The organism is Rhizobium sp. JAB6, assembly GCF_003024605.1.
In the GTDB taxonomy this organism is placed as follows: Bacteria; Pseudomonadota; Alphaproteobacteria; order Rhizobiales; family Rhizobiaceae; genus Rhizobium.
The window spans coordinates 324,017-343,484 of record NZ_PYJQ01000009.1; the positions used below are offsets into that span (position 1 = coordinate 324,017).

General features: G+C 60.0%; 17 protein-coding genes and 1 other RNA gene. 10 read left to right on the forward strand and 8 right to left on the reverse strand.

What is annotated here, in order from left to right; genetic code table 11:
• Positions 1-33: 33 nt before the first annotated feature.
• A complete protein-coding gene (locus C7U61_RS11565; protein WP_106999063.1) occupies positions 34-600 on the reverse strand; it encodes an XRE family transcriptional regulator in 567 nt (188 codons plus the stop codon).
• Positions 601-873: 273 nt separating this feature from the next.
• Between C7U61_RS11565 and C7U61_RS11570 the strand changes: the two genes are divergently transcribed.
• Positions 874-1,401 (forward strand): GNAT family N-acetyltransferase, encoded by a 528-nt coding sequence (locus C7U61_RS11570; protein WP_106998227.1) that lies wholly within the window; start codon positions 874-876, stop codon positions 1,399-1,401.
• A 68-nt stretch (positions 1,402-1,469) separates the two neighbouring features.
• Here the strand turns inward: C7U61_RS11570 and C7U61_RS11575 are convergent, their stop codons facing one another.
• On the reverse strand, positions 1,470-2,390 hold the full coding sequence (locus C7U61_RS11575) for a thymidylate synthase (RefSeq protein WP_106998228.1): 921 nt from the start codon (positions 2,388-2,390) through the stop codon (positions 1,470-1,472).
• A gap of 181 nt (positions 2,391-2,571) precedes the next feature.
• Between C7U61_RS11575 and ssrA the strand changes: the two genes are divergently transcribed.
• The 4 genes from ssrA (at position 2,572) to C7U61_RS11595 (ending at position 4,137) form a co-directional block, all read left to right on the forward strand.
• Positions 2,572-2,942: a transfer-messenger RNA gene (gene ssrA / locus C7U61_RS11580) on the forward strand.
• A 118-nt stretch (positions 2,943-3,060) separates the two neighbouring features.
• On the forward strand, positions 3,061-3,570 hold the full coding sequence (locus C7U61_RS11585; RefSeq protein ID WP_106998229.1) for an SspB family protein: 510 nt from the start codon (positions 3,061-3,063) through the stop codon (positions 3,568-3,570).
• Positions 3,571-3,625: 55 nt separating this feature from the next.
• Complete coding sequence (locus C7U61_RS11590) at positions 3,626-3,820, forward strand: DUF4169 family protein (protein ID WP_106998230.1); 195 nt, start codon at positions 3,626-3,628, stop codon at positions 3,818-3,820.
• Between the two features lie 104 nt (positions 3,821-3,924).
• Entirely contained in the window at positions 3,925-4,137 is a 213-nt protein-coding gene (locus C7U61_RS11595; RefSeq protein WP_041677915.1) for a ribbon-helix-helix domain-containing protein, read from the forward strand.
• Positions 4,138-4,215: 78 nt separating this feature from the next.
• Here C7U61_RS11595 and C7U61_RS11600 read toward each other — a convergent pair whose 3' ends face one another.
• Positions 4,216-7,938 carry an AsmA family protein gene (locus C7U61_RS11600; protein ID WP_106998231.1) on the reverse strand — a complete coding sequence of 1,241 codons (3,723 nt, stop codon included), beginning with the start codon at positions 7,936-7,938 and terminating at the stop codon, positions 4,216-4,218.
• A gap of 245 nt (positions 7,939-8,183) precedes the next feature.
• Positions 8,184-9,596: an FAD-linked oxidase C-terminal domain-containing protein gene (locus C7U61_RS11605; RefSeq protein ID WP_106998232.1), complete on the reverse strand. Its 1,413-nt coding sequence runs from the start codon at positions 9,594-9,596 to the stop codon at positions 8,184-8,186.
• Positions 9,597-9,948: 352 nt separating this feature from the next.
• On the opposite strand from C7U61_RS11605, the gene C7U61_RS11610 reads away from it, so the two are divergent.
• From C7U61_RS11610 to C7U61_RS11625, 4 genes are all read left to right on the forward strand, one after another.
• Positions 9,949-10,722, forward strand: coding sequence for a transporter substrate-binding domain-containing protein (locus C7U61_RS11610; RefSeq protein WP_181315858.1), 774 nt, complete (start codon positions 9,949-9,951; stop codon positions 10,720-10,722).
• A gap of 63 nt (positions 10,723-10,785) precedes the next feature.
• A complete protein-coding gene (locus C7U61_RS11615) occupies positions 10,786-11,457 on the forward strand; it encodes an amino acid ABC transporter permease (protein ID WP_106998234.1) in 672 nt (223 codons plus the stop codon).
• On the forward strand, positions 11,454-12,113 hold the full coding sequence (locus C7U61_RS11620; protein WP_106998235.1) for an amino acid ABC transporter permease: 660 nt from the start codon (positions 11,454-11,456) through the stop codon (positions 12,111-12,113). Before C7U61_RS11615 ends, C7U61_RS11620 begins: the two co-directional genes overlap by 4 nt.
• Positions 12,091-12,816 (forward strand): amino acid ABC transporter ATP-binding protein, encoded by a 726-nt coding sequence (locus C7U61_RS11625; RefSeq protein ID WP_106998236.1) that lies wholly within the window; start codon positions 12,091-12,093, stop codon positions 12,814-12,816. Before C7U61_RS11620 ends, C7U61_RS11625 begins: the two co-directional genes overlap by 23 nt.
• Positions 12,817-12,832: 16 nt before the next feature.
• On the opposite strand, the gene C7U61_RS11630 is transcribed toward C7U61_RS11625, so the two are convergent.
• Entirely contained in the window at positions 12,833-13,699 is an 867-nt protein-coding gene (locus C7U61_RS11630; RefSeq protein WP_106998237.1) for an AraC family transcriptional regulator, read from the reverse strand.
• A gap of 35 nt (positions 13,700-13,734) precedes the next feature.
• Between C7U61_RS11630 and C7U61_RS11635 the strand changes: the two genes are divergently transcribed.
• The gene (locus C7U61_RS11635; protein WP_106998238.1) at positions 13,735-14,142 is read left to right on the forward strand and encodes a DUF2000 family protein; all 408 of its coding nucleotides are present in this window, start codon (positions 13,735-13,737) and stop codon (positions 14,140-14,142) included.
• 57 nt (positions 14,143-14,199) lie between these two features.
• Here C7U61_RS11635 and C7U61_RS11640 read toward each other — a convergent pair whose 3' ends face one another.
• From C7U61_RS11640 to C7U61_RS11650, 3 genes are all read right to left on the reverse strand, one after another.
• Positions 14,200-14,868, reverse strand: a complete 669-nt coding sequence (locus C7U61_RS11640) for an OmpA family protein (protein WP_106999064.1) — start codon at positions 14,866-14,868, stop codon at positions 14,200-14,202.
• A 197-nt stretch (positions 14,869-15,065) separates the two neighbouring features.
• A complete protein-coding gene (locus C7U61_RS11645) occupies positions 15,066-16,079 on the reverse strand; it encodes a flagellin (RefSeq protein WP_106998239.1) in 1,014 nt (337 codons plus the stop codon).
• 246 nt (positions 16,080-16,325) lie between these two features.
• On the reverse strand, positions 16,326-19,460 hold the full coding sequence (locus C7U61_RS11650; RefSeq protein WP_106999065.1) for an efflux RND transporter permease subunit: 3,135 nt from the start codon (positions 19,458-19,460) through the stop codon (positions 16,326-16,328).
• Between the last annotated feature and the right edge of the window lie 8 nt (positions 19,461-19,468).

Here is a 19,468-nt window from a genome sequence, read left to right on the forward strand (position 1 = left end):
GCCATGCGGTCACGCTAAGTTTAGCGCTGCCTCTCAAGTGCTGCGAAGCACGAGGACGGCATAGGTGCAGGGCTCGCCGCTTTCATTCTTGAACACGCAATCCGTGGGCCGGCCGAGTTCGAGGCAATCGCCTGCCGACATCAAGTGCCGGGTATCTCCCTCGAGAAAAGTCAGCTGCCCCTCCAGCACCCAGATGAGCTGCCGCATGAAGGCATAAGCCGATGCGGGCATCGGAACTTCAGCCCCAGCAGGCAATTCGACGCGAACGAGATCGAGCGGCAGATTGGACTTTGGGGAAACATGCCGGCGCTCGTAGCCCGTCTGCGGATCGATCCAGACCGGTTGCTCCTCCTTTTTGAGAAACCGGCCTTGCTGCATCTCCGCACGCGCCATCAAGGCCGACATGCTCAAACTGAAAGCACCGGAAAGCTTACCAAGCAGCGTTGCTGTCGGGCTGCTTTCGCCGCGCTCGATCTTGTGAATCATGGCACGGGACACGGCCGAGCGTTCGGCCAACTCCGTCAGCGACCAGCCGCGGCTTTCCCGTTCGATGCGAATGCGGGCGCCGATGCGCCTGTCGATATCATCAAAGTGCGACATGAATTTACTATAGTGGACTTCGGCGGAGCTGGCAATCAGCGCCCTGCACATCTGAAAGGTCACTATCACATAGTCCTGACAGCATAGGAAACGTTAAATTTCCTTAAAAATCCCGGATATTCATCGCGACGCCAGAAACGAAAAGTGCACGCATCGCTTTTAATCTGCCGGATGCGTATACTAATATAGTGGATTTCTATGGAAAACGGTGTATGACGAAATAGAGTAACAACAGCTGTATCCAATTTCGTGGATGTCCTACGGAGCCAATCAATGCAAATTCGCGATGCGAGAGACGAGGATCTCGCGGGAATAACCGCGATCTACAATGACGCCGTCGCCAACACCGCCGCAATCTGGAACGAGACCCAGGTCGATATCGCCAATCGCAGGCAATGGCTGCTGGATCGGCACAAGCTCGGCTACCCCGTGCTGGTCGCAACCGATGAGCAAGGCGAAGTCGTCGGCTATGCCTCCTTCGGCGACTGGCGTGCCTTCGACGGCTATCGGCATACGGTCGAGCATTCGGTCTATGTGCGAAACGATCAATATCGTGGCGGTATCGGCAAGGCACTGATGATGGAGCTCATCGAGCGTGCCCGGGCGATCGGCAAACATGTGATGGTAGCAGGCATCGAGGCAGGCAATGTCGCCTCCATCCGCCTGCACGAAAAACTCGGTTTCCGGCAGGTCGGCCTTCTCCCGCAGGTCGGCACGAAGTTCGGGCGATGGCTTGATCTCGCCTTCCTGCAGCTCCTGCTGGATGAGCGCGTCGACCCCGACGGCAAGCCTTCGGCCTAGGAAACGAACGCGATGCCGACAAGGGCGGCAACGCTCATTCTCGCCGGCATTACCGGACGAGCCGCAGCTTAAACGGCAACTTCGGCCGCAATCGCAGCGTGCGGCTCATAGCCCACAACCTCGAAATCCTCGATGCGATAATCATCGATGCTGTCAGGGCGCCGTAGCAGACGCAAGGTCGGAAACGGCTTCGGCTCGCGGCTGAGCTGCTGGCGGATGGCATCCAGATGATTGAGATAGAGGTGGACGTCGCCGCCCGACCAGACGAGCTCGCCCATATCCATATCGACCTGCTGCGCGACCATGGCAAGCAAAGCCGCCTGCTGGCAGATGTTGAAGGGGTTGCCGAGGAACAGGTCGCAGGAGCGCTGGAAAACCATCAGGCTGAGGCGCGGGCGCCTTCCCCCTTCGGCCGAGATGTTCGATACATGGAACTGATAGACCATATGGCAGGGATGCAGCGCCATATCGGCGAGCTCGCCGACATTCCAGGCGTGGAAGATCATGCGGCGGCTGCTGGGATTGGTCTTGAGATCGCTTATGACCGCGGCGACCTGGTCTTGCACGCGGCCTTCGGCATCGCGCCACTGCCGCCACTGCTTACCGTAAACCGGGCCAAGATCGCCCCATTGCAGAGCAAAGACCTCATCCTCCAGAATGCGCTTTTCAAAAGCGACTTGATCGATCTCTTCGCCTGTCGCCTTGCGATATTTGGCGAGCGGCCAGTCGGTCCAGATCCGCACATTTTCCTTCAGCAGATTGCGGATATTGGTGTCGCCGGTCAGGAACCAGAGCATCTCCTTGATGGCGAGCTTCCAATAGACACGCTTCGTCGTGAAGATCGGAACCTGCCCCTTCGAGAGATCGAAGCGCATCATCGCGCCGAGACCGCTCAAGGTGCCGACGCCGGTGCGATCGATGCGGCGATCGCCGTGCTCGAGCAGATGCGCCATCAGATCGAGATATTGATACTCCGGGTGACGAGCCATCTTCCGCTCCGAAATTGCTTGAATTGTTCGGCCATGAGGCAGCCTAACAGCAGCCTGCCGATTCCCTTTTCGCAATTTTAATGACAAGCCGGTGCGAAACCAACCACGGGCAAGCGCAATTCAGGGAAATCTCGTGGCTTCGCGGACAAACCGATGTTTCCACGAAGCATTTATGACAATTGCCCTTCCCTTCACCTGCGGAAAACACTATATCACCCTTGCCGGTCTTCGGGCCGGCTATGGCGATAAATGAGCGGTGTAATAAACCTATTGGACCCGGGGGCGGTACCCGGCGCCTCCACCAAAAACCGGCCGGCAGAACTTGCGGCAGACCGGCTTTTGATGGGGGCGAAACAGGATCGACAAGGGTGTAAAGATCGACTTTTCGCTCGGCATTGTACCGCCGTTATCGGGCTAAAATTGTAGTTGCAAACGACAACTATGCGGAAGCTCGTCTCGCTGCTTAATCGCGGTGTGACACTTCAAATAAAGTCCTAAGGGGTCGCACTCTTAGGCGGGGTTCGAAGGCACCTGGCAACAGAAGCCTTCACCTTCTTCTCCAGTGCTATATTATAGATCGACATGCGGTGACTCGCGCATAGGGCTTTTCCGGCGGCGTTCAGCGTGGCATAAGCCTATAAAAAACATGGCCAACGAAAGACAGGAAAGCATGGGGCAGGATCATATCCGCTACGACATTTTGGCACAGGACGCCCTGCGAGGAGTAATCCGCAAGGTGCTGACCGAGGTCGCCGCTACAGGCCGCCTGCCCGGCGACCACCATTTCTTTATCACTTTTCTGACCGGCGCTCCCGGTGTGCGCATTTCGCAGCACCTGAAGGCGAAGTATCCCGAGCAGATGACCATCGTGATCCAGCACCAGTTCTGGGATCTGAAGATCAGCGAAAGCCAATTCGAGATCGGCCTCTCCTTCTCCGACGTTCCGGAAAAGCTGGTCGTCCCCTTCAACGCCATCCGCGGCTTCTACGATCCCTCCGTCAATTTCGAGCTGGAATTCGACGTGCCTCTGGCCGACGAGGAAGAAGAAACCTCCAGCGAAATCACGGCCTATCCGGTGCCGGTCGAAGGCGGGGAAGCGCCTGCGGCTGCAGCCAAGGAAGGTGAGGAAAAGAAGCCCGGATCCGTCGTCTCTCTCGACGCATTCCGCAAGAAGCAGTAGGCATTACAAGGGGAGCATTCGCTTCCCTTTTTCATTCGGCAATGGGAAAAGATCGATGAGCGCCGAAATCGTCAATCTGCGCCAGTTTCGCAAGAAGCAGGCCCGTTCGGACAAGGAAAAACAGGCGGAGCAGAACCGCATTGCCTTCGGACGAACCAAGGCCGAGAAGAAGCTGACGGCAACACTTAACGAAAAGGCCGCAAAGGCGCACGAGGCCGGCCGAATCGAAACCGGGAAGACGGAAGACTAATTTCGGCCTCACGATAAAAAACTTCAGAAATCAGTTGCTTGCTTCCGCATTTTGAATCACCTTCAGAAATATCCCACCATTTCCGATTTTTGATCGATCCGCTGATGATCCGTAAACATTCCGCGACGCTGCATGGCCATCGCACGAGCTTTTCCCTTGAAGATGCCTTCTGGACAGAACTGAAGGCTATCGCCAATGCGCGCGGCACGTCGCTCGCAGCACTGATCTCCGAGATCGACGACGGCCGCGAAGCCGGCAGCAATCTCTCCTCCGCACTCCGGCTCTACGTCCTTAAATGGTTGAAGGATCGCAACTGAATGGTTGCAGAGGAACTCACGGTTACATCGTGAGCGCGCTTCACTTATCGGATGTGGGTCGGTTCGCAATTGCCCAGCTTATTGGGCAACTCCCGGCAGTTCGTTGAAGTTCAAAGGTGCCGTCGTCTGCGGAACCGGCGGATGCTGAGCTTCGGCTCGGGCTCGCGCGTCGGCCGCCGCCTTGGCTTTGGCCGCCTCATCCGTCGCCTGCTTGGCGCGCGCCTCTTCCTCTGCCTGTTTCTGAACAGCGGCCTGCTGGGCTAGATTGCGTAACCGTTCTTCTTCCGCACGGCGCTGCTGCTCGATGGCCGCCTCGCGCTGGCGTTGGGCTTCGCGCATGGCGGCCACATACTTATAGAGCGCCACCTCACGCCGCAGCCGTTGCTTTTCAAGCACATTGGCCTGCAGGCGCTCCACCCGCCGGCGCTCGCGCTCGAATGCGCGAACCGACAGGAAGCTGGTGATATCTGTGACATCCATCGTCCGGCCGGGCGCGGAAAGCGGTCCGGCGAAATCGAGTCGCAGGGCCGGCTCCGCCCCGCTCTGCGCTTCAGCGCCGGCGTTGAAGTCGACACCGAGAGACCCGCGCATACGCTCATCCGGCAGGCTGATTTCGGCATTGCCCGAAAGCTTTGCCAGATCGTTGCTGGCGGCAATGTTGGTCGCCCGCGCGACGCCGGTGGAGATATTGAAGGGTATGGCCGTTGCCGGAAGGACCGCTTCACCATTGTTGAGCAGCGTCTGCACGATCGGCAACACCTTGGCGGCGGTGATATCGCCCTGAATCTGGTCCGTCGCCGAAAGCAACGGCGGCAGGACGGAGCAATTGAGGCCCCGCACATGCGTCTCGCCGAGCTTGATTTCGCCCGAGCCGCTGGCATTGGCGGCAAGATCGGCAATGCTCTTGCCGCTCGCTTCGGCATTCATTGCGAGGCCGAAGCGGCCGGTGGCAAGCGGGGCTCCATCGCGCTGCCAGGCGACGGCCGCAAGATCGCCATTGGCGAGGCTGAGCTTCATCTGCAGGAGGCCGGTGCCATCTGAATTGGCGAACATCGCGCTGCCGGCCAGCGTGCCGCCATTCCAGTCGCCCGTCAGATCGTTCAGCCTCAACTCCTCGCCTTTATAGGCCGCATTGGCGGTGAAATTCGAAATAGGACCGAAGATGCCGGGCCATACCTGCTTTGCCGAAAGCTTGACGCCGATGTCCATGCCGCTGAAGGCCGGAAGGCCGAGCTTGTCCTTGTTGAGCGCGCCCGTTTTCGGATCGCTCATCGGCCCATAGATCGCCTCCGCGAGCCATTCGAGATCCAGCTTGTCGAGCGCCAGCTCGCCCGATGCCTTCAAATTCGGAGCTTTCCGGTCGACGGTCAACGTACCGGACACATTGTTGTCCGCAAACAGCCCTTTCATATCCGAAAATACGATCTTGTCCGGATTCAGCGCGGCATTGGTCTGGAACTTGAGCGGCAAGCCGGCGCCCATTTGCGGAATGCCGATGCCGTTCATCACGAAATAAGGATCGATGTCAGCGCTCTCGAGCGACAGCGCTATGTTGCCGTTGAGGAAGGTGGCGGGACGGACATCCACCTTGCCGTTTGCGGTGAACGACGTCTTGTCGGTGGCAAATGTCAGCGCGGCATCGGCCGGATCGCTCCCGCTTGCCGATACTTTTAGCGTCAGACGGCCATTGGCATCGGCTTCGACGGGCAAAGGATCGAGACCGGCCTGGCCGAACAGGATCGACGTCACCGAATTTTCCAGCGTTCCTTCGAGGGTCGTGGTGCCCTTGCCGCTGAAAGCCGAAAGATCCGACATGCGATAATCGAAATTGACGCGACTGCCGTTGGAAACGCCCGCAAGCGTCACCGTCAGCGCATTGTCCTGATCGCCGCCGAGCGTCACTGCGCCGCGAAGCGCCGTGTTTCCATACCAGGCGGCATTGCGCACCAGCCGGTCCATGACGGGATGGTGCGGCAGATGCTGGCGCAGCATTTCGAAGAACGGCCCGGGATCGGCAGCCTTGACGGTAATCTCGCCCGATCCCTTGTAGTCGGAAGGCGAACCGTCGGCGCGGCCGGTTGCGGTGATCTCGGCGCCGGCGACATTGTGTACCAAAAGCTTGTCGAGCGTCAGAGCGCCATCGGCAATGGAGAAGGACGTATCGACATTATCGGCCGGCACGCCGAAGGCCATGAATTTTCCGGCCTGCAGATGCGCCGTGATCCGATGATCGAAGAGGGATTCCCCGCTATCCTGGCCTGTGAAGAGCCCGGTCAGTGCCCTCAGCGCGTCGAGGTCGAGAGCATCGCCGGTCAAATCGACGGCGAGCTTCGGCGGGACCTTATCCGTTCCGCTCTGGCGATCGATGCGGCCTTTCAGCGTGGCTGAGCCGATTGCGATCTCCAGGCTCTCGAAACGCTGCTCGTCATGCTTCAGGCTGACATCGGCGGAGAAGCCGGCCTGACGCAGCTGGCGTATCGCCGGATCGACGGACCCGACAAGCCACGACGCCAATCCCGAAGGCTGGTTGGAGGCAACGACCAGATTGCCGATGAAGTTCGGCTCGCCCATCAGCATGAGATTGCCGCGCGCTTCGACCTGGGTGCGGCCGGGCATCGTACCGATCGCGTGATCGATCTTCCATCCCGTTCCCGCCGGCTCGAGATCGAGCTGCACGTCGCGTATGGTCGTATCACCCGCCACGATCGCCGGCAGCCGGAAGGTCGCCTTGCCGGGGACCTGCGGCACCGGGATTTCAGCCGCAATCGCAACCAGATTGTTGAGGCGCTGACGCGCCGAGACTGCCGGGTTACGATTGGTCTTGCCGTTGGAACCCTTGTTGTTGCCGAGGCGGTTGACGTCGATCTGCTGTCCGTCGGCCGTCAGCAGGAATTCCGGCTTCGAGCCCGTATCCAGCGTCGCCTCGCCGGTAACGACATAAGGATCGTCATCGGCGCCGACTTCAAGCCGATATTCCGGAACGCGAATGCGGTCATTCGTCAGCTCGAAACGACCCTTGATGCGCGGTTGCGCCTTCTGATCGTTAGAATCGCGCGTCTGCTTGTCGTTGACGCCGGCCGTGAAGGAGCCCATGTAATCGGGCTTGCTGTCGACGAGTTTAAGCTCGCCATCGAGATCGACGTTAAGCGGATGGCGATCCGGCATCAGTCGCGTGCGGACACGCAGGACGCCGTTGTCGTCAGGCTGGCTGCTGGAAATCGTGAAATTGCCGTGTTCGCTGTCGAGAGCCGCGTCGCCCTCGATGCGCCAGGGGCCGGCAAGCGATTTCGCCGACATCTGAGCGTTCAGGCCTGTGACATGCCGGGTCCTGCCCGTCTGCTCGTCGATGAAGAGAATATCGCCGTCTTCGACGTGAACGCTTTCGAGCACAACGGACTTAGCGGGAATTTCCGGCTGACTGCCACGCATCCAGTCGAGCGTGCCGTCCTTCAGCAGCCTCAGCCGTACCTTGGGCTTGGACACCCGCATATCGAAGATCAGCGCTTCGCCGGAAAGAAAAGGCGCGAGTTCCGCATCCATGGAGAATTCGGCGACCTGCACCAGCGGCGTGCCATCAGCCTCCTGGCCGACACGGACATCGTGCAGCGTCACGGATGGGAACGGCAGAAGACGGGCATCGACGGTGCCGTGAACGGTCACCTTCTTGCCGATGATGCGGCTCGCCTGTTCTTCGAAATTCTTGCGAAAATCGGTCCAGTCTATGAAGAGCGGAGCAAGCAGCGCTACGAACAGCACCACCACGAGCAATCCACCCAGAAAAACCAGGACCCTACCTAACAACGCGTATCGTCTCCAATCTTCATTCCCAACATATGCAGGCGTCGCTTGTCAGAGCGCATACGCGGCATAACTTAGACTATGCACGGTTCTACCCGATCTCCGCCTGTGACAGCAGCTCTTTTTAAGAGGTATCCCTCATCTAGCGCATGTCAGTGGCTTTTCATGGCAAAAACCGGAAAAGTGCGGATGCAGCCTAGCGCCATTCGCGCCTGTAGCAAGCCAAGATCATGAAAATATTCCTTCTTTTAGTGTCTGCGGAATATTTTCCCGGGGTTGAAAATACCATCCGGGTCGAGTGACTCCTTGATTTGACGCATCAGATCGACCGCATCGCCGAGTTCCTGCTTCAAAAACGCCATCTTGCCCTGCCCTATGCCGTGCTCGCCGGTGCATGTGCCGTCCATGGCCAGCGCCCGCGCATTCAGGCGCGCGACGAATTCCTCGACGAGGGCGATCCCTTCCGGGGTCTTGTCGTCGAACAGGACCAGCACATGGAAATTGCCATCGCCGGCATGGCCGACGATCGGCGCCAGCAGGCCATGCGCCTCGATATCGGCCTGGGTTTCCGCGACGCATTCGGCAAGCCGCGAGATCGGCACGCAGACATCGGTCGATAGCGCAGCCAGCTCCGGCGCCAGCGCGCGGCAGGCCCAATAAGCGTCGTGCCGCGCCTTCCAGAGCTTGTTGCGTTCCTCCGCATTGCTGGTCCAAAGGAATTCGCCGCCACCGCATTCGGCTGCGATCTCGGCAAATTGCGCCGACTGCAGCGCTACTGTCTCGCCGGTGCCGTGAAATTCGAGGAAAAGCGTCGGCTTCTCGTCATAGGTCAAGCCGGAATAGCGGTTGCAGGCCCGCATCTGCATGGCATCGAGGAGCTCGATGCGCGCGACGGGAACACCCATCTGGATCGTCATGATGACGGCGTCGCATGCCGCCTTGATATCCGGAAAGGAACAGGCGCCGCCTGCGATCTTCTGCGGAATGCCCTGCAGGCGCAGCGTGATCGAGGTCAGCACCCCGAGCGTGCCTTCGGCGCCGACGAAAAGCCGCGTCAAATCGTAACCGGCCGACGATTTCTTTGCGCGGCGGGCGGTGCGGATTTCCTCGCCATTGGCGGTCACCACGGTCACGGACAAGACATTGTCCTTCATCGTGCCGTAGCGCACGGCGTTCGTGCCCGATGCGCGCGTCGATGCCATGCCGCCGATCGAGGCATTGGCGCCCGGATCGATCGGGAAGAACAGACCCGTATCGCGCAGGTACGTATTAAGCTGCTCGCGGGTGACGCCAGGCTCTACCGTGCAATCCAGATCCTCGGCATTGACTTCGAGAATGCGGTTCATGCGGCTGAAATCGATGGAAATGCCCCCCTGCGGCGCATTCACCTGCCCTTCGAGCGAAGATCCCGTGCCAAAGGGAATGACCGGAACCTTATGTTCGGCACATGCCTTGACGACAGTCCGCACGTCCTCGCTCGTTTCGGCAAAGATCACACCGTCCGGGAGCTGCGAGGGAATATAGGTGGTGGTGTGGGCGTGCTGGGCGCGAAAACTTTCGCCGGTCTGGAAACGCTCGCCGAAGGCTTGCTTCAGAATGCCGAGAACGGCGGATATGCCAGCTTCGTTGCGTGTTCCCGCCTTTGCGTCAGCCAAAACCATAGTCCGAATCTCCCATCGCAGTCGTCCAGAGCGTTAACCCCGGTCGGTTCTATGGGGCATTTGGGTCGGGGCTGTCCAGTGATGAAAGCGAGGCACCATCGCGCATAAGTTCAAGTTTTGTGCAGTCGGTCAAAGGGGCGCCGATCGGTTGGGCGGGAAAAGCACCGCGGCAAAACTTTGCCCATATTTTAATCAGTTTACTTCTCCAGCGATCACTGACCAATCACTTTCATCCATGCATTAACAGTGGCAACGCAGTCTTCCGTCGATTGGCATAGGTCTTGCCTTGCGCCTTTCAGCTTTCATGCAGCCACGATTGGAAGGACATTCGATGAAGCGCAGACAAATGTTCATGGCACTCGGCATCGCGATGCTGGCGATGGGGTCGATTTCCACCCTCGACGCAGCTCGGGCGGATGCTCTGAGCGACATAACCTCCCGCGGCACGCTCCGCGTCGCCGTCCCGCAGGACTTCCCGCCCTTCGGCAGCGTCGGTACGGACATGGCGCCCATGGGCTATGACATCGATATAGCCAATCTGATCGGCGAAAAGCTCGGCGTGAAAACGGAACTTGTTCCTGTCACCAGCGCCAACCGCATTCCCTATCTGCAGACGAACAAGGTCGATCTGGTGATCTCGAGCCTGGGCAAGAATCCGGATCGCGAAAAGGTCATCGATTTCTCCGAAGCCTATGCGCCCTTCTTCAACGGCGTCTTCGGTCCCGGTGATGTCGCCACAGCAAAGCCCGAAGACCTATCCGGCAAGACGATCGGTGTCACCCGCGGCGCGATCGAGGATCTGGCCCTGACCAAGGTCGCGCCGCAGGATGCGACCATCAAGCGCTACGAGGACAATAACGGCACCATCTCCGCCTTCCTGTCCGGGCAGGTCCAGCTGGTTGCGACCGGCAATGTCGTCGCGGCGGCGATTCTCGCCAAGAACCCGCCGAAAAAGCCCGAGATGAAATTCCTCATCACCAACTCCCCCTGCTACATCGGTCTGAACAAGAACGAGCAGGCATTGCAGAAGAAGGTCAACGACATCATTGCTGCCGCCAAGGCAGACGGGACACTGAACAAGATGTCGCAAAAGTGGCTGGGCGCCGACCTGCCGGCCGGCTTCTGATCAACGCAGGTCCGATCGTGCCGTCATTCGGCGGCCTGATCGGTCCGAGCGAGGCTTTTTCCCATGCGCTATCACTTCGATTTCGGCTGGCTCGCCGAATACTATCCCACGCTGATCAAGGGCGTTCTCGTCACGGGGGAGCTGACCCTTATCGGCGCTGTGCTTGGCATTCTCCTCGGAATTGTGTGCGCCTGGGCCCGTGCCCTCGGCCCAGCCTGGCTCAAGCCCTTCGTTGCCGCCTATGTGGAGCTCATCCGCAATACACCGTTTCTGATCCAGCTCTTCTTCATTTTTTTCGGCCTGCCCGGCATCGGCGTTCAGATGAACGAGATGACCGCCGCCAATATCGCCATGATCATCAATCTCGGCGCCTATAGCTGCGAGATCATCCGCGCCGGCATACAGGCAACCCCGCGCGGCCAGTTCGAAGCCGGCGCCAGCCTTGCCATGACGCGGTTCGAAACCTTCAGGCATGTCGTCCTCGTTCCGTCCCTTCAGCGCATCTGGCCGGCACTGTCATCGCAAGTCATCATCGTCATGCTCGGCTCCTCCGTCGTCTCGCAGATTGCCACCGAGGACCTGACCTTCGCGGCAAACTTCATCCAGTCGCGCTCGTTCCGGGCTTTCGAGGCCTATTTCGTGTCCACGGCGATCTATCTCGTGTTGGCAATCCTGCTTCGGCAGGTACTCGCGATCGCGGGCAAGATGATCTTTCCACGCAGGGTCCGCCAATGATTCAGTTCACCACATGGGATATCCTGCGCGGTCTGCTGCTGGCCGCACGCTGGACGATATTGCTGTCGCTCGTATCCTTCGCCGGCGGTGCCATCGTCGGCGCAATCCTGCTCTTCCTGCGCATCGGCAAGGCCAAGGCCGGCCGCATCGCGGTCAGATATTTCGTCGAGCTGTTCCAGGGCACGCCGCTGCTGATGCAGCTCTTTCTGGCCTTCTTCGGTCTCGGGCTTTTCGGCATCGACGTGCCGGCCTGGCTCGCCGCCGGCGTCGCACTCACCCTCTGGTCGGCTGCCTTCCTGACCGAAATCTGGCGCGGCTGTGTCGAAGCCGTGGCCAAAGGCCAATGGGAGGCTTCGGCAAGTCTCGGCATGGGCTATCTGCAGCAGATGCGCTACGTCATCCTGCCCCAGGCGCTGCGCATCGCCGTGCCGCCGACGGTCGGCTTCTCCGTGCAGGTCGTCAAGGGCACGGCCCTGACCTCCATCATCGGCTTCGTCGAGCTATCGAAGGCCGGCACCGTCATCACCAACGCGACCTTCCAGCCATTCACCGTCTACGGCTTCGTCGCGCTCATCTATTTCGCCCTGTGCTGGCCGCTGTCGAAAAGCAGTCAGATCCTGGAGAGGAAGCTCAATGTCGCTCATCGAAATCACTGAAGTCCGCAAGAGCTTCGGCACGAACGAAGTCCTGAAGGGCATCAACCTCGATGTCGAGCCCGGCGAAGTCATCGCCATCATCGGCAAGAGCGGTTCGGGAAAATCGACGCTGCTGCGCTGCATCAACGGGCTGGAGACGATCAATGACGGCTCGATCTCCGTCGCAGGCGCGCAGCTCCTGCCCGACGACCTGCATCTGAAGGCGCTCCGGCTGAAAGTCGGCATGATTTTCCAGCAATTCAATCTCTTCCCGCATCTGAGCGCGGGACGCAACGTCATGCTCTCGCAGATGGTCGTCAAGAAGACCGCCAAGGCCGAAGCCGAGGCCATGGCACGGCGCATGCTCGACCGTGTCGGCCTTGGGCACAAGTTCGACGCCTATCCGGATGAACTCTCCGGCGGCCAGCAGCAGCGCGTCGCCATCGCGAGAGCGCTCGCTATGCAGCCGATCGCACTTCTCTGCGACGAAATCACCTCCGCGCTGGATCCGGAGCTGGTGACCGATGTTCTCGCGGTCGTGCGCGAGCTGGCAAGCGAAGGCATGACGCTGCTGATGGTCACCCATGAGATGAAATTCGCCCGCGACGTCTGCTCGCGCGTCGTCTTCATGCATCAGGGGCGAGTGCACGAAATCGGCCCCCCCGGCGAAGTCTTTGCCAATCCACAAACGCCCGAACTCAAGCAGTTCCTCGGTCTGCATTGAGAGCCGGCAAGCTCGGCTAAGCAGTTCTCTGAACCATAGTGTTCCAGGCACCCGGGGCAATGCCGAACGCCTTCTTGAAATGCCGGGTGAGATGGCTTTGATCTGCAAACCCAGTTGCGGCGGCCACCTCCGCGATCGGCTCTCCCGCGCCGATCATCGCCTTTGCCCGCTGCAGCCGACGCATCAGCAGGAACCGGTGCGGGCTTGTTGCAAAGGCGGCACGGAAATGCCGCGCAAGCGCAAAGCGATCGAGACCGGTGATGCGCTCCAGTTCCTGCGAGCGCACACCCCGTGTGACATGCGCTTCGAGATAGTCCCGTGCAGCCTTCACCTGCCCCCAGGCAATGCTGCCCAAAGGCCGTTGCGGCAGACGGGCATGCTGGAGGAGACCGCCGGTAAGGCGGGAGACGAAATCGTCGACGAAGAGTTCATCCAACTCGCGATCGAGCTCGCCGAGCGCTGCCAGCAGTAGACCCGCAAGCCCATCATCCCTGACGATCGGATCATCAACGAAAGGCAGGCCGATACGCGCCACTTCCAGGCATTGAAACATTACCGATGGCTCCAGATAGAGCATGCGATAGACGAGCCCGTCCTCGGTCGCGGCCCCGCCGTCATGCAGTTCGTCCGGATGAAGAATGATGACCCGCCCCGGCAGGCTGTAGCGCTGTTCGCCGCGATAACGGAATGTCTGCACGCCGCGCATGGTGACGCCAAGCGCATAGGTATCGTGCCGATGCAGCTGGAAGGCATCGCCGCGAAACTGCGCCTGAATGCGTTCGATGCCCGGATAGGCCGGTGCGGAAAGGATACGATTGCTCTCCGGCGCCACGCACAAACGTTCAAGACCTTCGAAGATCTGTCCTGTTACATCCTCGTGCAACGTCCCATTTCCAGACTGCATGAAAGTAACCATCGATGTTCGATACCAAAATCGCGATCGTTCTGCGAAACGACCTTCAATCCTGGCAAAAGCTGAATGTGACGGCCTTCCTGTCGACAGGCATAGCCGGACAAAATCCCGATATCATCGGCGAAGCCTATCGCGATCGCACCGGCAACGTCTACAACGCTTTGTCGATCCAGCCGATCATCGTGCTCTCGGCCGACAAGGAGAGCATCGCCGCCATCCACCGCCGCTCGCTGGAGCGTGGCGTCACGTCTTCCATTTTCATCAAGGAAATGTTCTCAACCGGCCATGATGCGGCCAATCGCGCCGTCTTCGCCGAATTCGCGCCCGAGGACGCCAAGGTCGTGGGCATCGCCCTGCGCGCCGAGAAGAAAATCGTCGACAAGATCACCAAGGGAGCAAGCATGCATGCGTAACCATAGGCAGGAAGAACGGCCGGATCACGAGACCCGGCCGCTTTTGCTCGGAAAAATTTAGCCGTTCTGGGTGATCGGTGCGATCTGGATCTCGACGCGGCGGTTCTGCGCGCGGCCAGCCTCGGTCGCATTCGTTGCAACCGGCTGCGACGGACCGAAGCCGATGGCCGACATGCGGCGCTGATCGATACCCTGGCTGCCGAGGTAGGACGCAACCGATCCGGCGCGGCGTTCGGACAGGTCCTGGTTATGCTGCAGGCTGCCGGTGGAATCCGTATGGCCATTGACGTCGATCAGCGTGCGATTGAACTTGCGCAGAACGATTGCGACGGAATTGAGCGTCGGGAAGAATTCCGGCTTGATTGCATCCTGGTCGACATCGAAGGTGATCGCCGACGGCATGTTCAGGATGATGCGGTCACCGACGCGGGTAACCGAAACGCCGGTGCCCTGCAGCTGTGCGCGCAGTTCGGATTCCTGCTGGTCCATATAATTGCCGATGCCCGCACCCGCGAGCGCACCGACGCCGGCGCCGATCAGCGCGGCATTGCGGCGCGAGGCCGGCGAATGGCCGATCAGAAGGCCTGCGACAGCGCCGACACCGGCGCCGATCGCTGCACCGCCGGCCGTATTGGAAACTTTCTGTTCACCCGTATAGGGGTCGGTGGTGGTGCATGCGTTCAAAAAGGCTGCCGCTAGGGCAAGAATGGCAATTTTCTTGATCATAGAATCGTCGCTCTCCGGTTCGATGGCCGCAGCAGATATGAAGCATTGCGGCAATATCATGAAAAGAAATCTTATCCTGCTCCTTATCCCCTGTGCACACTGTGCGTGTGAAGCTTTGACGACACTGCTTCCTACCCAGATGGGCCGGCCGGCCATTCGTACGACCGCACTGCCTGATCCCGCCCGGCCTACCCGCATCAGAGATTCTGGAAAAGCTGCAAAGTCGTGTTGTAGCTGGCATTGGCGATCGAGAGCGATTGCAGCCCGAGTTGTTGCTGGGCCTGCAGCGCCAGAACCTTGCTCGATTGCTGCTCCATATCGGCATCGACAAGCTTCCCGACACCGCTGGTCAGGGAATCGCTCAGATTCTTGGCGAACTCGGTCTGCAGATTGATGCGCGATTCGAGGGAACCGAAGGCGGACCCGATCGTCTTGAGCTGGTTCAACATTCCCGTCACTGTGTTGACCATGTCGACGATGGCTCCATGGGTCGTATTTGCATCGAGCGAGACCTCCACCTGGCCGCTCGTATTGCCATTCTTGCTGCTGACGAGCACATAATTCCTCGCAGCCCCGGCCTCGCTCGCGAAAGACGTCGACGTCAGCACGCCATATCCGCCGGAGCCGCTCGACTGGTCATCGATCAGATAACGCGCATCGGCTGAGGTGATCGGACCTGTCGTCGAGCTCACGCCGGCATAGCTCAACATGCCGATCGAGACCGTCCCGTTGCTGCCGCGGATCAGCGAACCCGGCACTTCGTGCGGATCGGTGGGATCGGCTCCATCCCGCAGTACGGTCCAGTTGACGCCGTTGAAGGTAGCAGCCTCTCCGATGCTGCGAAGCTGCTGCTTGAGCTCGGTGATCTCGTCATTAAGCTTCGTCTTGTCGACGCTGGTCTCATAGGCGCCGACAAGCTTCGTTCTGATCTCGGTCACAACGTCGATTGCGCTGCCGACACCCGTGGAGGCGGTGCTGACGGTCGAGGCGGCGAGACCGAGCGCATCCTGAACCGACGAAATCGCACCGATGTCGGTATGTGTCAAAGTCGAGATTTTCCAGTATGTAGCATTGTCTCTGGCCGTTTGGACCCGCAGGCCCGACGACATCTGTCGTTCGGCGTTGCCCAGTTTGGTCTGGGTGTCCCGCAGCACTTCCAGCGCTGTATTCGCGGAGGGACTGACCCTGATGAAGGTCGAAAAAATACTCACGGCACATGAACTCCGGACGCAACGATACGCAACACATACAGGGAAACATCGGAACCTTTGCCGCGGGCGCTCATGCGCGCGGGCCGATCGCCTCGGCAAACGGGAGACAGGCAAAACAACACCTGCGCTCCGGCGGTTACATGTCGCCATGATTAGCAAACATGCTTAAAAAAGCGCTAAACGATACACCTGATTTACCATAAATAAGCGCAACGCCCCCACCGGGCGCAACCTGTCCGTTCCGATCTACTCCGCCACGCGAAGATTGGTGAGTTTCGCGCGCAGCGCCGCGTCCGACATTTCGTCATGCAGACGCTGCTCCTCATGCGTCTGCGGCTTCGCAAAGCGGGCGATCAGCAGATAGGCGACGGGCGTGATGTAGAGCGTAACCAGGGTCGCGAATCCAAGGCCGCCGACAATGACCCAGCCGAGTGCGACACGCGCTTCTGCGCCGGCCCCCTCGGCAAAGACAAGCGGCACGCCACCAAGAATGGTCGCAATCATCGTCATCATGACCGGGCGTAGACGCAGTGCGCAGGCCTTTTCGATCGCCTCGCGCACGCTTTCACCCTTGTCGCGAAGCTGATTGGCGAACTCGACGATCAGAATGCCGTTCTTGGCCATGACGCCGACAAGCAGCACAAGGCCGATCTGGCTGTAGATGTTGAGGCTCGATCCGGTGATGACGAGCGCAAAAACGGCACAGGCGAGACCGAGCGGCACGGTGAACATGATGATGACCGACGACAGCACGCTTTCGAACTGCGCGGCAAGAACCAGAAAGATGATGACGATGGCAAAACCGAAGGTCAGCGCCATGCCGGTGGAGTTTTCCTCCAGCGTCGCCGCTTCGGCAAGCGGCATCAGCCGCGAACCCGGCGGCAGGAGCGGTGTCGCGATCCGTGTGACCTCCTCGACCGCCTGCCCGAGCGACATGCCGTTCTTGAGCCCGGCCGTGATCGCGACGGACGCCAGCTGCTGCTCGCGGGTCAGCTGCGGCGCAACCGCATTCTCCTTCAACGACGCAATGACCGACATCGGCACGATCATGCCGTCGCCGGTCTTCAGGAAGACGTTTTCGAGGTCCGTGGGATCATCGATCGGCCGCATGGTCGACGTCAAAAGCACCGGATAGGATTCTCCGGCGACGAATACGTCAACGACGGAGCGGCCCTCAAGCAGCGATTGCAACGCCACCGAAAGACCTGAAATGTCGACCCCAAGGTCGGAAGCGCGCTCACGATCAATGGTGACGGAGACCTGGGCTTGCGTCGGCTCGTTGTTGAGGCGCGGCGTGTCGAATTGTCCGGTCTTATCCAGCTCCTGCACCAGCTTCAAAGCCGCCTCGGTCAGTGCCTCGTGATTGTTGCCGATGAGAGCCATCTGCACGCCGCTGCCGGCGCCACGGATGCGCAGGCTGTTGGCCTGGATGACATTGCCGCGAAGAGCCGGCACGCCTTCCATGGCCCGGTTGATATCGGTGACGATGTCCTGCTGCGTGCGGTCACGCTCGCTCCAAGGCGCCAGCGTCAGTACCATGAAGCCGCTGTTCTTCTGGCTATTCATGCCAGAGATCGCGTAGATATTTCTTATGTCGCCGCTGTCCATCAATGGCTGCAGCCGCTCCTCAACGCGCTGGAGCTGGTCCTTTGTGTAATCGAGACCGGCGCCCTGCGGTGTGGTGAGGCGCAGCATGACCATCGCCCGGTCCTCGCTCGGCGTCAGTTCGCTCCTGACGTTTACGAACGCCAGGACGGCTCCAGCCGAAAACACGGCACAGAAGACGATGACGACGAAAGGCGCATTGAGACAGGCCTTGAGCGTACGACGATAGAGACCGGAGAAAAGCTCGCCGAAACGCCCGAGTGCGCCATGCTCCTCGCGCATCTCCTTGGTCAGCATGCGCGAGGCAAGCATAGGGCACAGCGTCAGCGCTACGACCGATGAAAGGCCTACAGAGAAGGCAAGCACGAAGCCGAATTCGCGGAAGAGGCCGCCCACCTGCCCCGGCAGGAAGGACAGCGGAATGAACACGGCGGCAAGCGTTGCCGTCGTTGCGATGACCGCGAAAAAGACCTCACGCGTGCCAAGCACCGCGGCAGCACGCGGCCCGATCTTTTCGGCCCGACGACGCACGATATTTTCGAGCACGACGATGGCATCGTCGACCACGAGGCCGGTCGCAAGCACGATCGCCAGCAGCGTCAGGATATTGACGGAGAATCCCACCATATAGAGCGCGGCAAGCGTGCCGATCAGCGCTACCGGCATGGTGACCACTGGGATCAGCGTTGCCCGCCAGTCGCGCAGGAAGAGATAGATAACTGCGGTGACGATCAATGCCGACAGGACGAGGGCCAGCACGACCTCGTGGATCGCTCCCTTAATGAATAGGGCATCATCGCTGGTGATGACAATGCGCGTGCCCTCGGGTAGCGATTTCGAAAGTTGCGCGACGACGGCCTTCACGCCTTCGGAAATATTCAGCGTGTTCGACTGCGCCTGACGGATGATGCCGAGACCGACACCCTGCACGCCGTTCGAGCGCAATGCAGTCGTGCCGTCCCTCGGCCCGAGCGTCACGGTTGCGACATCGGAGAGCCGCACGCGGTTCTTGATGATCAATCGCGAAAAATCCTCCGGCGTCTGCAACGCCGCGGTGGCGCGCACGACGATATCCTGGCGCGCGCTCTTCAACGATCCTGCCGGCACGTCGAGCGCCGCGGTCGCTAGCGCCGCCGTCAGATCGCCGATCGTCAGGCCGCGCCCGGCAAGAGCTGCCTGATCAACATCGATGCGGAAAACCTTTTCCTGATCGCCATAGAGCTCGACATCGGCAACGCCCTCGACCGAAGCCAACCGGTCGGTGATTTCCTTGTCGACGAGCTGCGTCAGGTCGTCCATCGTCGACGTGCTCGAGGTGACGGCAAGCCGCATGATCGGCTGCGAATCCGAATCCGCCTTGACGATTTGCGGTGCATCCGCCTGATCCGGCAACTGTTCGGTGATACGACCGATCGCATCGCGGACATCGTTGGCGGCGACGGAAAGATCGGTCGCATCCGAAAACTCCAGCGTCACCCGGCTCTGACCGAAGGACGAGCTGGAGGAGACCGATTTCAGGCCGCTGACGCGGGAAACCGCCCCTTCGATGATCTTCGTCAGCTCCTGATCCACCGTCTGCGGCGAGGCGCCGTCGAACACGGTTCTGACCGTGACGACAGGTCGGTCGACGTCAGGCAATTCGCGCACCTCGACGCCGAAATAGGCGGCAAGGCCGGCGACGACCATCAGCGTGTTGAAGACCAGCGCCAAGATCGGCCGGCGCACGAAGAGTGCGGTAAAGGATTGCTTGGCCGCCGCCGAGCCGGCATCCGTCATGTCATCGT

What these genes read in the sequence shown, in the direction of transcription:
- C7U61_RS11565 (WP_106999063.1), bottom strand. Translation starts at nt 600, where the DNA reads ATGTCGCACTTTGATGATATCGACAGGCGCATCGGCGCCCGCATTCGC.
- C7U61_RS11570 (WP_106998227.1), top strand. Translation starts at nt 874, where the DNA reads ATGCAAATTCGCGATGCGAGAGACGAGGATCTCGCGGGAATAACCGCG.
- C7U61_RS11575 (WP_106998228.1), bottom strand. Translation starts at nt 2,390, where the DNA reads ATGGCTCGTCACCCGGAGTATCAATATCTCGATCTGATGGCGCATCTG.
- C7U61_RS11585 (WP_106998229.1), top strand. Translation starts at nt 3,061, where the DNA reads ATGGGGCAGGATCATATCCGCTACGACATTTTGGCACAGGACGCCCTG.
- C7U61_RS11590 (WP_106998230.1), top strand. Translation starts at nt 3,626, where the DNA reads ATGAGCGCCGAAATCGTCAATCTGCGCCAGTTTCGCAAGAAGCAGGCC.
- C7U61_RS11595 (WP_041677915.1), top strand. Translation starts at nt 3,925, where the DNA reads ATGATCCGTAAACATTCCGCGACGCTGCATGGCCATCGCACGAGCTTT.
- C7U61_RS11605 (WP_106998232.1), bottom strand. Translation starts at nt 9,596, where the DNA reads ATGGTTTTGGCTGACGCAAAGGCGGGAACACGCAACGAAGCTGGCATA.
- C7U61_RS11610 (WP_181315858.1), top strand. Translation starts at nt 9,949, where the DNA reads ATGGCACTCGGCATCGCGATGCTGGCGATGGGGTCGATTTCCACCCTC.
- C7U61_RS11615 (WP_106998234.1), top strand. Translation starts at nt 10,786, where the DNA reads ATGCGCTATCACTTCGATTTCGGCTGGCTCGCCGAATACTATCCCACG.
- C7U61_RS11620 (WP_106998235.1), top strand. Translation starts at nt 11,454, where the DNA reads ATGATTCAGTTCACCACATGGGATATCCTGCGCGGTCTGCTGCTGGCC.
- C7U61_RS11625 (WP_106998236.1), top strand. Translation starts at nt 12,091, where the DNA reads ATGTCGCTCATCGAAATCACTGAAGTCCGCAAGAGCTTCGGCACGAAC.
- C7U61_RS11635 (WP_106998238.1), top strand. Translation starts at nt 13,735, where the DNA reads ATGTTCGATACCAAAATCGCGATCGTTCTGCGAAACGACCTTCAATCC.
- C7U61_RS11640 (WP_106999064.1), bottom strand. Translation starts at nt 14,868, where the DNA reads ATGATCAAGAAAATTGCCATTCTTGCCCTAGCGGCAGCCTTTTTGAAC.
- C7U61_RS11650 (WP_106999065.1), bottom strand. Translation starts at nt 19,460, where the DNA reads ATGACGGATGCCGGCTCGGCGGCGGCCAAGCAATCCTTTACCGCACTC.